Source organism: Vibrio plantisponsor, from assembly GCF_013041605.1.
Classification (GTDB): domain Bacteria; phylum Pseudomonadota; class Gammaproteobacteria; order Enterobacterales; family Vibrionaceae; genus Vibrio; species Vibrio plantisponsor.
The window spans coordinates 291,481-306,015 of sequence record NZ_JABEQC010000004.1 but is presented as its reverse complement, the minus strand read 5'-3'; the positions used below and the strand labels follow the sequence as shown (position 1 = coordinate 306,015).

Annotated in this window: 10 protein-coding genes; all 10 read left to right on the top strand. The window is 45.2% G+C overall.

Annotated features, from left to right (window positions below):
* A partial coding sequence (locus tag HKI82_RS08230; RefSeq protein WP_171137720.1) for a polysaccharide lyase family 8 super-sandwich domain-containing protein occupies window positions 1-2,591 on the top strand: 2,591 nt, incomplete at its 5' end.
* Between the two features lie 283 nt (window positions 2,592-2,874).
* Window positions 2,875-5,496, top strand: a complete 2,622-nt coding sequence (locus tag HKI82_RS08225) for a nitrate reductase (protein ID WP_171137719.1) — start codon at window positions 2,875-2,877, stop codon at window positions 5,494-5,496.
* A 16-nt stretch (window positions 5,497-5,512) separates the two neighbouring features.
* Entirely contained in the window at window positions 5,513-6,385 is an 873-nt protein-coding gene (gene cobA / locus HKI82_RS08220) for a uroporphyrinogen-III C-methyltransferase (RefSeq protein ID WP_390632432.1), read from the top strand.
* Window positions 6,386-6,412: 27 nt separating this feature from the next.
* Window positions 6,413-7,366, top strand: coding sequence for a glycosyl transferase family protein (locus tag HKI82_RS08215; RefSeq protein ID WP_171137717.1), 954 nt, complete (start codon window positions 6,413-6,415; stop codon window positions 7,364-7,366).
* A gap of 155 nt (window positions 7,367-7,521) precedes the next feature.
* On the top strand, window positions 7,522-8,109 hold the full coding sequence (locus HKI82_RS08210; RefSeq protein WP_171137716.1) for an ANTAR domain-containing response regulator: 588 nt from the start codon (window positions 7,522-7,524) through the stop codon (window positions 8,107-8,109).
* Window positions 8,110-8,399: 290 nt separating this feature from the next.
* A complete protein-coding gene (locus tag HKI82_RS08205) occupies window positions 8,400-9,782 on the top strand; it encodes a CmpA/NrtA family ABC transporter substrate-binding protein (protein ID WP_171137715.1) in 1,383 nt (460 codons plus the stop codon).
* Window positions 9,783-9,881: 99 nt separating this feature from the next.
* A complete protein-coding gene (locus HKI82_RS08200) occupies window positions 9,882-10,850 on the top strand; it encodes an ABC transporter permease (protein ID WP_171137714.1) in 969 nt (322 codons plus the stop codon).
* A gap of 12 nt (window positions 10,851-10,862) precedes the next feature.
* Window positions 10,863-11,690 (top strand): ABC transporter ATP-binding protein, encoded by an 828-nt coding sequence (locus HKI82_RS08195; RefSeq protein WP_102941625.1) that lies wholly within the window; start codon window positions 10,863-10,865, stop codon window positions 11,688-11,690.
* 14 nt (window positions 11,691-11,704) lie between these two features.
* On the top strand, window positions 11,705-14,185 hold the full coding sequence (gene nirB / locus HKI82_RS08190; RefSeq protein WP_171137730.1) for a nitrite reductase large subunit NirB: 2,481 nt from the start codon (window positions 11,705-11,707) through the stop codon (window positions 14,183-14,185).
* 2 nt (window positions 14,186-14,187) lie between these two features.
* Window positions 14,188-14,529 carry a nitrite reductase small subunit NirD gene (nirD, locus tag HKI82_RS08185; RefSeq protein WP_102941627.1) on the top strand — a complete coding sequence of 114 codons (342 nt, stop codon included), beginning with the start codon at window positions 14,188-14,190 and terminating at the stop codon, window positions 14,527-14,529.
* Window positions 14,530-14,535: the final 6 nt, after the last annotated feature.

The following is a 14,535-nucleotide window of genomic DNA, read 5'->3' as shown; positions in this document are numbered from 1 at the left end:
ATCCTCTGGCGCCAGAGCAAGTCTTAAGTCCCGATCAAGGAGCGGGTGAAGGTACTCCATCTGACGGTGTGCCTGAAACAGGAATTACAGGGAATAGCCAGCCAAACGAGACTGCGCCAGCACTAGATGCAGTCACGACGGGAACCGATACTCAAGGCACGGCTCAGGTTCCGGAGAGTAATCCTCAGGCGCCAGAGCAACTTTTAAGTCCCGATCAAGGAGCGGGTGAAGGTACTCCATCTGACGGTGTGCCTGAAACAGAAATTACAGGGAATAGCCAGCCAAACGAGACTGCGCTAGCTTTAGAACCAGAAAAATCGGGAACGGTCATTGAAGCAACGACACAGAATCTTCCTTTCAATAATGCTGAAGCGCAACCAGTTCAAACTCCGATTGTTGCAGATATAGGCACATTGTTGACTATAATCTCGGATGAGCTTGTTACAGCAGAAGAAGATAGTGCCTTCGATCAGTCTAAGAGCTTAGACGTTTTAGCATCAGAGCTGATTTATGGTTTGCAAGCAGATGGTAGATGGTTGGATATAGAATATGATGGGACAACGAGCTATCGATTGTCGGCAGAACATCACTTAGAAAGGTTGCAGACTATTGCTGCTGCATTTCGTAAAACTAACAATCAAGAGTATGAACTACTTGCAAACAAGGCCTTAAACTTCTGGTTAATCACGAAACCGATTATGGCTGGGTGGTGGAGCGAATACGGAGAGTTCCACGCATTGGCGCAAGTTGCCTTCTTATTAGGTGATGGTTTACGTGAAGACTTAAGGTTGGAAGTGATTCAGCTGCTTCCAACTTCAGTTAATACGTCGGAAGTAGGCTTACCAGTTCTCGACCACGCTATGAACATTATCTATCGCGGTCTTTTGCTCAATGATGCTCTTTTAGTTGGGAATGGACTTAAAGCTATTGAACGAGCTATTGAAGCGCTAGTTGTGGAAGGAACGGAAGCGGATTGGTCAACTGTACTTAATAAACAGTTTGATAGTGGAAAGTCCACTATAGAGTATTTCAACGTAGCTTTGAGTTGGGCATACAGCGTAAAAGACTTAACCTGGAAGTTTAGTGATATTGCCATTAATAACTTAACTAGCATGTTACTAAATGGTATCCGCTGGTTCGATCGTGTAAATCAGTTAAACGAGAGCTTTTCATATAATGACGAACCTATTTCTAAATCTACCATTCCGACTTTAGCTACTTTGAATAAAGTCGTTGATCTTAATCCAACACGTTTAAAGGAAGTACAGGACTACCGATCTCATCTTTATTATGATAGGCCATCAGGAGAGAGTCGTTTCCTACATTTCTGGGAAGATGACTATACAGAAACAGCAACGGATGGCTACTTATTTAGAGTGGGAATGAAGTCAGACCGAACGGTTTCAATTCTAAGTCACGAAGAACAATATCAACCAGGGTTTTGGGCTAGATTAGGAAGTGCTTTTCTTACGTTATCTGGAGATGAATACCGAGACATTTTACCGTTGTTCGATTGGACTAAAGTTCCAGGTGTAACTGCTCCTAAATATGTGCCGACAGGTTATTCTTTATCTGATGCCTTACAGAATTCTTCTTTTGTTGGAGGAACAGGTAATGGACGCTTTGGTATAAGTACAATGGTTATGGAGGTAGTAATACCAAGAGAGTTCGTTGCTATGGAAGAATTTTACCAGCCTAATGGTCAGGTGATTGTAGGTGGTAAATATGTTGGAGGGACAACGAAAGCGAAGAAATCGTGGTTTAGTTTTGGTAAACAAGTTGTTGCGCTAGGCGCTGGTATTAGCTCTACTCATGACGATGTACCCGTCACCACAACACTGAACCAAACCTTACTGGATGGTGAAGTTACTTTAGGAAATCAATATGGCTATGCTTACCTCAATCATTCAGGGGAACCATATCATAATATAAATCTATCGAACTGGATTCATCATGACGGCGTAGGATACGTTTTCTTAGACCAGTTGCCTAGAATGGTATTGATGAATCAACAAAGTGGAAGGTGGTCAGACATTCAACCTCTTGCTTCACAAAATATCATAGAGAAAGGGGTGTTTACGTTATTTACGTATCACGGTGTTAAACCAACAAATAGCTATTATCAGTATGTTATTTTACCCAACAGTACCGTACATGAAGTTCACGAATATCGACGAAATTTGCCTGTTCTAATCTTGCAAAACTCAAGCAGTATACAGGCGGTTGCAGACGTTGAAAAAGATATTGTCGGTGCAGTGTTCTTTGAACCTGGAGAGTTAGATGTTGGGTTGTACCACCCAAATTATTCTAACTACAGAGTTAAGGTTGATCGCCCTAGTGTTGTGGTTCTAGACAATAGTAGTGGATTAATGGAAGTAGCTATTTCAACTCCGGGGCAAGCATACAGCGTTGTTGATTTAACGGTAGTACGTGATGGTTATTCTCCTATTACTCAACAAGTTGTGACACCTGGTAAGAAGGAGTTAGTGGGTAGAAGCGTTAACTTTGTATTGAGTGAAGGGCAAGATCATAACTCGATTACAGATTCGTTAGCGATAGAAGCTTTGAATAACAAAAATTATTCCCAATAGATTATCGGCAAGAGATACTTCTTTGGGGTTAGTGTGTTCGTTACTGTTTGGCGCAGGCTTGCACACTGTTAGTGCGTGGATAGCGAACTTCAATTTGTTAACGTTATGATTTATATAGATATTTGTATTGGCATTCGTATTGCTATAACAAGCCTATGCAAATCTGATTAAAGTTAACTTGCCCAAGTTAACCGTTATAGGCAAAGACGCCTTACTTCCCAGAGAAGTAAGGCGTCTTTTTATTTGTCATATTTTTATTTGTTATAAGAGCAGGGAAGTGATGATGGCAGTAAAAAAAATTCAAACGACATGCCCATACTGCGGTGTCGGCTGTGGTGTGGTGGCAAATAAAGAATCAATAGTGGGTGATAAGCAGCATCCTGCCAATCTGGGCGCACTATGTGTCAAAGGCTCAGCATTAAAAGAGAGCTTAGCAATGCCCTCCCGTCTCCTTTATCCCAAGATGCAAGGAAAAGAGATTTCTTGGGATCAGGCGACTGATGAGATAGCGCAAAGAATCCATCAAGCAATACAGATGCACGGTCCAGACTCTGTGGCTATGTATGTTTCAGGGCAAATACTGACTGAAGATTACTACGTGGCGAACAAGCTAATGAAGGGCTATGTCGGTAGCGCAAACATAGATACCAATTCACGTCTTTGCATGTCCTCTGCTGTGGCGGCACATGTGCGTGCTTTTGGAGAAGATGTCGTTCCGGTAAATTACGAAGACATTGCTCATGCTGATTTACTTGTTTTGATTGGTGCCAATACCGCATGGACTCATCCAGTACTGTTTAGGCAAATTCAACAAGCTCGTGAAAACAATCCTGATTTGAAACTGGTGGTCATTGACCCAAGAAATACGGTTACCGCTGAACAGGCAGACTTGCACCTTGCAATCGAAAATGATGGTGACGTCTCGCTGTACAACGGTTTGCTCCGTTTTCTGATAGACCAGAATGCGCTGGATGAAGGTTTCATTGATGCTTCAACAGAAGGCTTTTCTGAGCAGGTAGAAGAAGTGAAGTCGGAGCAATACCGGTTAGAAAATGTGGCTCGAGCTTTAAACTTAACCCTTAATGAAGTGACGACTTTCTATCGCTGGTTTAGCCATAAAGCAAAAGTACTGACTCTGTTTTGTCAGGGTATCAATCAGTCTGAATCTGGTGTCGATAAAGGTAACGCGATTATCAATGCACACCTTGCCAGCGGAAAAATCGGCAAACAAGGATGTGGGCCATTCTCTCTTACCGGACAACCGAATGCGATGGGTGGTAGAGAAGTCGGTGGGCTAGCAAACCAGCTCGCCGTGCATCGTGGTTTTGACACTGAATCGGTACGTTTAGTCAAAGAGTATTGGCAATCACCATCGATTGCCGCGAAACCCGGCCTCAAGGCTGTTGATCTGTTTGAAGCTGTCGAAGCGGGGAAAATCAAGGTGCTGTGGATTATGGCAACCAACCCCGTTGTTTCGTTACCGAATAGCGACCAAGTTCGCCGAGCATTGAAAGGTTGTGATTTTGTGGTGGTGTCTGACATTACCGAACAAAGTGATGTGGCAGAGTACGCTGACCTTGTATTACCAGCCGCAGGTTGGGGCGAAAAACAGGGGATGGTGACGAACTCTGAGCGTCGTATGTCTCGTCAGCGCGCGTTTCTACCCGCACCGGGAGAAGCAAAACCTGATTGGTGGGCGGTGACTCAAGTAGGGAAAAAGCTTTGCTCAAAGTTGAACTGTGAATCTGGATTTGAGTTCGACAGTGAAGCGGCTGTTTTTCGTGAGTTCGCGGGTCTCAGCGCCATCAACACTAATTCAAATCATCTGTTCGATCTCTCTAAATTCGCTTCTATAAGCGATGAAGAGTATGCGAACTGGCAACCGACGCAGTGGCCACTAGATAGCGAAGCGCCTTACCGTGATGGCGTGTTTTCTACCCCTTCGGGTAAAGCTCAATTTGTTGCGGTAACCGCACCTTCGACGGTGATGAATGGCTGGTGGCTCAACACCGGTAGATTGCGTGATCAGTGGCATACCATGACGCGAACAGGTCATATCGCAAAACTCGCTGCAGGAGAAGTTGAGCCAACAATTTACGTCAACAAACTCAGCGCAGAAACCATAGGACTGCAAGAAGGTTATTGCGCTGCGATACGCGGCATCTCAGATGAATCCGATTCGTGTATTTTTGCCAAGGTGAAATTTGATGACGGGCTCAGCGGTAAACAGCTATTTATGTCGATGCATTGGGCGGGGCGTTATGGCGGACAGTCTCAAGTTAACCGAACGGTTTCAAGTGTGGTCGATCCTATTTCAGGTCAGCCTGCATTCAAATCTTCAAACGTGCATATTGCTGCTGTGCAGATGCAAAGCTATGGCATCTATGTTGGGCAGGAGAGAGATTTACCCAGTTGCGATTACAGTAGCTATCAACTGGATGACAATGCTGCTGTCACACGTTTTGCCAACCTTACTAAATTGGATAAATCGATGTTTTCTGTCGGCCAAGGAGAAAAGCTTTTCCGTTGGGATCTGCCACAAGGCTGGATGATGGTGATAGGCCGTCAAACTGGCAATCAACAGCAGATGACGGTTACGGGTGTATTGCTCATTTCTCCACAACCGCTGGAGCAAGATTACACGGCAATCACAGCCTTAATCGGCAAGCCACTAAGCTTGAGCTCTATTATCTCGATTGCGGGAGAAAAGGCGCAAAGTCAGCTGGTATGCAGCTGTTTTAGAGTGACTGATAAGCAGATTCAAACCGCCATAGAAGAGGACGGGTGTGTATCGTTAAATCAACTTCAATCCAAACTGAAATGTGGTTCGAATTGCGGTTCATGCCTGCCGGAAGTCAACAAAATTCTAAAAAGCTATCAGACGATTGCTGTGAGCAAGGCATAAGGAATTTGCTATGAAAATGAGATCAAACACGACTGCTCAAACACGAGAAAGCTTCACGGTTCATGAGCGCTATTACTGTGATACACCTAATTTGTCGCGCCGCAGTCCTTCGAATGGAAAACAAGGTTTTGTCTATCTGGTTGGTGCAGGACCAAACGACCCTGATTTATTGACGGTGAAAGCATTGAAAGTCATTCAAACCGCGGATGTTGTAGTGTATGACCGCTTAGTTGGACGCGAGATACTCGACCTTGTTAATCCCGATGCAGAAATGGTCTACGTAGGTAAACGGTGTGGATTGCCAAGCCTTAAACAGGAGGAAACCAACCGCTTGCTGGTGGAGTTTGCCCAAAAAGGACTGCAAGTTGTACGTTTAAAAGGCGGCGATCCGTTCATTTTCGGCCGAGGGGGGGAAGAAGCACTGGAATTGGTTAAGCACAATATCGCTTATCAAGTGATTCCGGGGATTACTGCGGCTATCGGTTGCTCTTCAAGCGCTCTGATCCCTTTGACGCATAGACAAGTCTCTCGCAGTGTTACACTGATTACAGGCCAAGTGGTCACTGGCGCTCTTCCTGCATGGGCGGGTCTGGTGGCTAGCGGTCAAACTCTGGTTTTTTATATGGGGCTGGAGAATGCGAGTGCGATACAAGAAGGATTAATTCAGCATGGTCTATCGGTGGACACTCCGGTTGCTGTGGTTGGACAAGGCTGCTCCGTTAATCAAACGGTTGTTACCTTTGAGCTTCATCAGCTCACACAAACAGCAAATGATCTAAAAGGACTAAGTCCAGCATTGATTATTATGGGCGATGTGGTCAAGCTTAGAGAACAGTTAATTCAAACCGCACAAGCGACACGTTTTCAAGCGGAGTCTGCGCATCTATAAGCTTTATTTGTAAGCGATGAGGTTGTCATGAGCATAATAAAAGAGTGTATTCGAACAGTAGGACGAGGGGAGCGAGGACGAAAACCGCTCACATTTGATCAAGCATTTCAGGTAATGGATGAGTACCTGAATGGCGAGTGCGATGATGATCAAATGGCGATGCTTTTAATGCTGATTCGAGTTCAAAATGAAACCAATGACGAAATCGCTGGTTTTGTAAAAGCATTCCAATCGCGTGTTCCTAATCTTGGGGCTGATATCGACTGGCCATGCTATGCGGGGAAACGTGCAACCGCTGGTAAACCTTGGCATCTGATGGCGGCAAAAATCCTCGCCGATAACGGTTTTAAAGTGCTGCTTCATGGCTATAACGATAAGCCCGCTTCACGTGAACATGCTGAAGACTATCTGCCTGTACTCGGCATTCCTATGGCGTCAAACACGGAACACGCACAACTGCTATTGCAGACAGGAAGCATTGCTTATTTGCCTCTGAACGCTTTTGCGCCACAAGCAGAGTTAATGATCAGTTGGAAAAATCGCTATGGGTTAAGAACCCCCATTAATACTGTTGTTCGAGCGCTCAATCCCGGTGGAGGCAAAATCGGTATTCGCGGCAGTTTTCATCCCGGTTTCCAACAGCTGCATGCAGAAGTCGAACATGTCATCGGTAAAACGTCACACGCGGTTATCTCATTTAAAGGGGTGTCTGGGGAATCGGAATACAACCCTAAAGTGAGCCAGACAGTTTGGCTGAGCCAGCCTTCAGGCGTAGAGTCTTTTTATTGGCCAGAACAGTACGTTTCAGGAATTGAAACTGTGACGAACTGTCCGATGAATACACCACAAGAAGACCAGCAGATGATGGCAAATACCGTGGTATCGACCATGGCAGCGGTGCTGTTTGCGCAGTGCCATGACAGAGAAAAAGCGTATGAAACTGCGTACAGGTTCTGGAAAGCGCATGTGCTCAATCATTAACCTAAGTTTTGTCTATTTAAATATACCCATAAAGTGGTGGTTAATTTAAATAATGCATTCTAATTATTTGTTTTTATTGAAATAAATTTCAAATAATTAGATTGGTACATTCCTTGCTGTATTGATTACAGGGTTCGATCAAACAGGGAATGGTTATGTCACCTTCAACAGCATCTCAGCCGGTCATTGTATGTAGCGACAGCATTAGTGACCAAGCAGATATCAGCGCCAAGTTGGCGCTGCATTACGACCATATACTCTCTTGTCAGCTTGTACAGTTGGAGAAGATGGTTGGACGTGAAAGCAGCTCAATTGTGGTGGTCTCCTGGCGTCAGCCAACGGCGGAGTTACGCCTGATAGTTGAGTATTGCAAGAGTAAGAAAACCCCGCTTCTTGTCATTCTTAAACAGCTAAATTCTAATGATATCAATAGACTACCTAACTCTAATGATTTCGTTATTCTTCCTTTTGATTCTTCATTTGATCTCAAACCTTGGATTGATTATTCAATTCAGGTTCGTGATCAAAGCGTTGCGGTGCAACAAGAAATACAGCTGTTGACGGCAAAATTGGAAGAGAGAAAGTGGATTGAAAAAGCCAAAGGATTGCTGATGAGAATGCATGCGATCGATGAAGAGAACGCTTATCGCGTATTAAGAAGTTCTGCGATGCAATCCAGTTTATCTATGGTGCAAGTTGCGAAGAACGTGATCCATACCTTAGATAGTATTAGTGCCAATTAATACTTTGGGGGTAGAGGGAAATTGTTGATTTGGTGCAGGTTGCACTTAGAAATGCAGATTAATCCTCATAAAAATAAGAGTTGTACTTTAAGTGATTGAAAAATAGTAACTATAAAAATTGGCATATAAATTGGATTACTATTTTTAGACAAAATTTGGTGTAAGTTGTGAAACTTATGTTCTGACATCATCAACGGCGGTGATGAAAGAAATAGCAAAGGCGCTACTGCTCATTCGGGCAGTAGCGCCTTTTCATTTTTGGGTTCGTTATAAGGAAAGGGAGTATTGCGATGCAATATATCAAGCCATGGATGCGCACTTTAGTGCTCGGCGCTTCACTTGCAACTTCAGCTTCACTGCTCAGTGCTACTGCTTATGCAGAGATTGGTGAGCCGGAAATTGAAGATCTTAAATTTGGATTTATCAAGCTGACAGATATGGCACCTCTCGCGGTTGCCTACGAGCAAGGCTATTTCGAAGACGAAGGCTTATACGTTACGTTAGAAGCGCAAGCGAACTGGAAAGTTCTATTAGACCGAGTAATAGACGGTGAACTGGATGGTGCTCATATGCTGGCTGGTCAGCCTCTCGGTGCAACTATTGGCATTGGCACCAAAGCAGAAGTGGTGACGGCATTTAGCATGGATTTGAACGGTAATGCGATTACTGTCTCCAATAACACTTGGGAGCAAATGAAGCCATTTCTTGCCAAAGAAAGTGACGGGAAAATTGCTCACCCGATTAAAGCGGACGCTTTGAAGCCTGTTATCTCTAGTTATCGTGATGAAGGTAAGTCGTTCAACATGGGGATGGTATTTCCTGTCTCCACTCACAACTACGAATTGCGCTATTGGTTAGCTGCTGGTGGTATTAATCCGGGTTATTACGCCCCAGCGACAGGTGATAACAGTGGCCAGCTAAAAGCCGATGTGTTGTTAAGTGTCACGCCTCCCCCACAAATGCCATCCACCATGGAAGCGGGAACCATTCAGGGCTATTGCGTTGGTGAACCATGGAACCAACAGGCTGTGTTCAAAGGTATCGGAGTTCCTGTAGTAACGGATTATGAGATCTGGAAAAACAATCCAGAGAAAGTTTTCGGTGTGTCTAAAGCATGGGCAGATAAGAACCCGAATACCCATCTGCGAGTGGTGCGTGCTCTGATTCGTGCCGCGTACTGGTTAGATGAGAACAACAATGCTAACCGACAAGAAGCAGTGAAATTGCTGGCGAAAAGTCAGTACGTGGGTGCTGATGCCGAAGTCATTGCCAACTCTATGACAGGTACCTTTGAGTACGAAAAAGGAGACAAGCGCGATGTACCTGATTTCAACGTTTTCTTCCGTCATAACGCCACTTATCCGTACTACAGCGATGCGATTTGGTACCTCACTCAGATGCGTCGTTGGGGACAAATTCCAGAGCAGCAATCCGATGATTGGTACATGAATATCGCCAAAGAAGTGTATCGCCCAGACATCTATCAACAAGCGGCTCAGTCTTTGATTGAAGATGGCACGTTATCGGCGAAGGATTTTCCAGATTTCAAACAGATGGATGGATTCCGCGCCCCGCAGAAACACTTCATTGACGACATCGTATATGACGGCCGTCAGCCGAATGCTTATCTTGAGAAGTTCTCTATTGGTTTAAAAGGCAAAGACAAAGTTTAAGCCTAACGCTTGGAGGCTCCGAGAGTCTCCAAGCAAACAGATTTACACGGAAGTTCTAGGGCGACAGACCCTAAAAGACAAATAGCTAAGGAGTTTGCTATGTCGACCAATGTTATTTCACTGATTCCTAGCCGTACTCAAGTTGTAAGCCAAAGCAAGATGATCTTGTGGCCAATGCTCGGAATCTGCTTTTTTCTTATGTTCTGGCATTTGGCCGCCAAACAGGTAGAGACTTCATTAGGCACATTACCGGGGCCTGTTGAAACCTTTAGCCAGTTTAGCAATCTGGTTGATGAGCATTTTGAGGAACGAAAGAAGGAAGTGGCATTCATTGAGAAGCAAGAACAACGCAATCAAGCCAAACTGGCAAAAAATCCAAATGCAGAAGTGAAGATTCGCCCATATACAGGCAAACCGACCTTTTTTGACCAAATTGGTACCAGTTTAATTACGGTTTCCGCAGGCTTTTTGCTGGCTTCGGTTATCGCCATTCCGCTTGGTATTGTGTTGGGGCTTAATCAAGGGATGTATCAGGCGTTTAACCCGATTATTCAGTTGCTCAAACCCGTATCGCCTCTTGCATGGTTGCCTATTGTCACCATGGTGGTGAGTGCGACTTATGTCAGTGATGACCCAATGTTTGCCAAATCGTTCGTCAACTCACTCTTTACCGTTGCGCTTTGTAGCTTGTGGCCAACGCTCATCAATACTGCGGTGGGTGTAACCAGCGTAGACAAAGACCTGCTCAACGTGAGCAAAGTATTGCGCCTCTCTTGGTGGGCACATATTCGTACCATTGTTCTGCCTTCTGCAATTCCAATGATTTTTACCGGATTACGTTTATCACTGGGTATTGCGTGGATGGTTCTGATAGCGGCTGAAATGCTGGCGCAAAATCCAGGCTTAGGAAAATTTGTTTGGGATGAATTCCAAAACGGTAGCTCAGCTTCTTTGGGCAGAATTATGGTTGCAGTGTTTGCCATCGGCTTTATCGGTCTGCTGCTGGATCGCGGCATGCTCAAGCTGCAAAAACGCTTGTCTTGGAACAAACAACAAGAACTACGCTAAAGGAGAAATTTCATGTCAAAAGCATTTTTAGATCTATCACAACTCGGCATGCGTTTCCCGACGCCACAAGGTGAATTTGTGGCACTGAAAAACGTCGATCTGCAAATTCAAAAAGGCGAGTTCATTTCACTAATCGGTCACTCAGGCTGCGGTAAATCCACCGTATTAAACCTTGTCGCAGGGCTGCATAACCCAACTGATGGCGGTGTAATTCTGGACGGTCGCGAGGTCGATGGACCGGGACCTGAGCGTGCCGTTGTATTCCAGAACCATTCTTTATTGCCTTGGTTGACCGTGTATCAAAACGTTGAACTGGCGGTGAAACAAATCGCCAAAGGTAAATCGAAAAGTTGGATTAAAGAGCAGGTGGAACACTACCTGAATTTGATTCAAATGGATCATGCGGCAGATAAAAAGCCGGATGAAATTTCAGGTGGTATGAAGCAGCGCGTTGGTATTGCGCGTGCACTGGCGTTGCAACCGAAAGTGTTATTGATGGATGAGCCGTTTGGCGCGCTGGATGCTTTGACACGTGCACGTTTGCAAGACGCAACAATGAAGATTCAGGCAGAGCTGAATAACACTGTCATCATGATTACTCACGATGTGGATGAAGCCGTATTGCTGTCAGACAAAATCGTCATGATGACCAATGGCCCTGCCGCCACAGTGGGTGAAGTGCTTGAAATTGATCTACCAAGACCACGTGACCGAGTCGCGTTGGCAGACAACCCGACGTATCAAAAATATCGTCAATCGGTACTGCGCTTTTTGTATGAAAAGCAAACCAAAACTGAAGCAGCTCAGAAAGTCGCTGCTCCTATGGCAAAAACGGCTTAAGGAAGAGTCTCATGATGGAACATATCGTTATTGTCGGCAACGGAATGGTTGGACATCACCTTGTTGCGAAATTGGTTGAGCAGCAAGCTCATTTAGAAAAACGTATTACTGTGATTGGTGAAGAGCGATTTATCGCCTATGACCGTGTACAACTCTCTTCTCTGTTTTCAGGTAAGTCCCATGAAGACTTAATGCTAAGCAGTGAAGAGTGGTATCAAAAACACGGCATCAATCTGATATTAGGCAGTGAAGTGACGGCAATTAACCGCGTTCAAAAGAGCATTATTTTAGACGGTGATGATGTTCTGGGTTACGACACGCTTGTGCTCGCAACGGGTTCGTACCCGTTTGTTCCGCCAGTGCCGGGCCATGAGCGTGACGGTATTTTTGTCTATCGAACTTTGGATGATCTGTCTTCGATTCATAATGCTTGTGATAAAGCAAAAACAGGCGCGGTGATTGGTGGTGGGTTGCTGGGTTTAGAAGCGGCAAACGCGTTGCGCCTTTTGGGTGTGGAAACGCATGTAATTGAATTCGCACCTCGCTTAATGCCAGTGCAGTTGGATGATGGTGCGGGTACGATTCTCAAAGAGAAAATCGAAAAGCTCGGCTTAACCGTTCATACCTCCACTGCGACAGAAAAAATTATTGATGGTGAAACAGCGAAACACCGAATGGTGTTTAAAGATGCCGAACCTTTGGAAGTGGACGTGATTGTCTTTTCAGCAGGTATTCGCCCGCAAGATGCACTGGCTCGCCAATGTGGATTAGAAATGGGTGAACGTGGCGGTATTGTGATTAATGATAGTTGCCAAACCAGCGATGCAAACATCTACGCGATTGGTGAGTGTGCATTATGGCAACAACGCATCTTTGGCTTGGTTGCTCCGGGGTATGCAATGGCTCGTGCGGTTGCTGGTCAAATTATGGGGCAGGGCGGCGATTTCACTGGCGCAGATATGAGTACCAAGCTGAAGCTGTTGGGTGTGGATGTGGCATCTATCGGTGACGCGCAAATGCAAACGGAAGGCGCTCAAGAGCTTGTTTTGCAAGACACCTGCACTGGCAGTTATAAAAAGCTGGTGGTTGACCAAAGTGGCACTCAGCTATTAGGAGCCATTCTTGTCGGTGATAACTCTGATTACGATGCGTTGCTGCAAGCTTATTTAAACAAAACGGTATTGCCGGAACATCCTGCTTATCTGCTGTTTGATACCTCTTCGCTCAGTGGTGAAGTCTCTGATGACACCATGATCTGTTCTTGCCATAACGTGACGAAAGGTGCGCTGGTTAAAGCCATTCATGCAGGTGCGGTAGAGTTGAATGATCTCAAAGCAGTAACTAAAGCGGGTACTGGTTGTGGTGGTTGCTCTAGCATGGTGAAATCGGTTCTCGATGCAGAGCTGGTGGCGATGGGGATGGAAGTGAACAACCACGTTTGTGAACACTTTGAATATTCGCGTCAAGAGCTGTTCCATATCTGTCAGGTTGAAGAGATTAAAGATTTCGATACCTTACTGGAAAAACACGGGCACGGTTTAGGTTGTGATTTATGTAAGCCAACTGCGGCGTCAATTTTCGCTTCGCTATGGAACGAACATATTATGGAGCCGCAACTCAGTCGTTTGCAGGACACCAATGATGCTTTCATGGCAAACATGCAGAAAGATGGTTCTTACTCCATTGTGCCCCGTGTTCCGGGTGGAGAAATTACACCGGACAAACTGATTGTGCTGGGGGAAGTGGCTAAGAAGTATGACCTTTACACCAAGATCACCGGTGGACAGAGGGTCGATCTGTTTGGCGCGCAAATGGAACAGTTACCTGAAATCTGGCGTGAGCTGATCAATGCTGGATTTGAAACAGGGCATGCTTATGGCAAGTCTCTACGTACGGTGAAATCTTGCGTCGGTTCAACATGGTGTCGCTATGGTGTGGATGACTCGGTAGGCTTGGCGATAGAACTGGAAAACCGCTACAAAGGTTTACGTTCACCACACAAACTCAAATTCGCCGTGTCGGGTTGTACTCGTGAGTGTGCTGAAGCACAAAGCAAAGACATTGGTGTGATTGCCACTGAAAACGGCTGGAACCTTTACGTTTGTGGTAATGGTGGTATGCGCCCTCGTCACGCCGATTTACTGGCATCCGACCTTTCAAAAGAGCAGCTGATTGCACTGATTGACCGCGTACTCATGTTCTATGTGCGCACCGCAGATAAACTGCAACGTACGTCAGTATGGCTGGAGAATTTAGAGGGCGGATTAGACTATCTGAAACAAGTCGTGATTGAAGACTCACTAGAGTTGTGTGAACAGTTAGAGCAGCAGATGTCACATGTCATTAATTCTTATCAGTGTGAATGGAAGAGCACGGTTGAATCGGAAGAGAAACTGCGTAAATTCCGCCCGTTTATTAACCACCAAGAAGGAAGCATGGCGCTGCCTTATCAACGTATACGCGAACAGCGTATCCCAGTAGTTCAGGAGCTTTAATTATGATGGAACGTATTTGTAAACTGGATGACTTAATGCCTTTGCAAGGGTGTGGAGCTTTGATTGGTGGTGAACAAGTCGCGCTGTTTTTTGTTCCCCATACGGAGCAGAAAGTCTTTGCGGTACAAAACTGGGACCCAATTGGACAGGCAAACGTAATTAGCCGAGGCATTGTGGGTGATGTAAAAGGAGAGCTTTGTGTGGCTTCTCCTCTTTACAAGCAGCACTTTAAGCTTGAAACCGGTGAGTGCGTCGAAAAACCAGAATTTCAGTTAAAAACGTGGTCCGTGTTTATCAAAGAAGGAGAAGTGTATCTAGCAAGCTCAAATGTTGCTGCTGCTTAACCACAC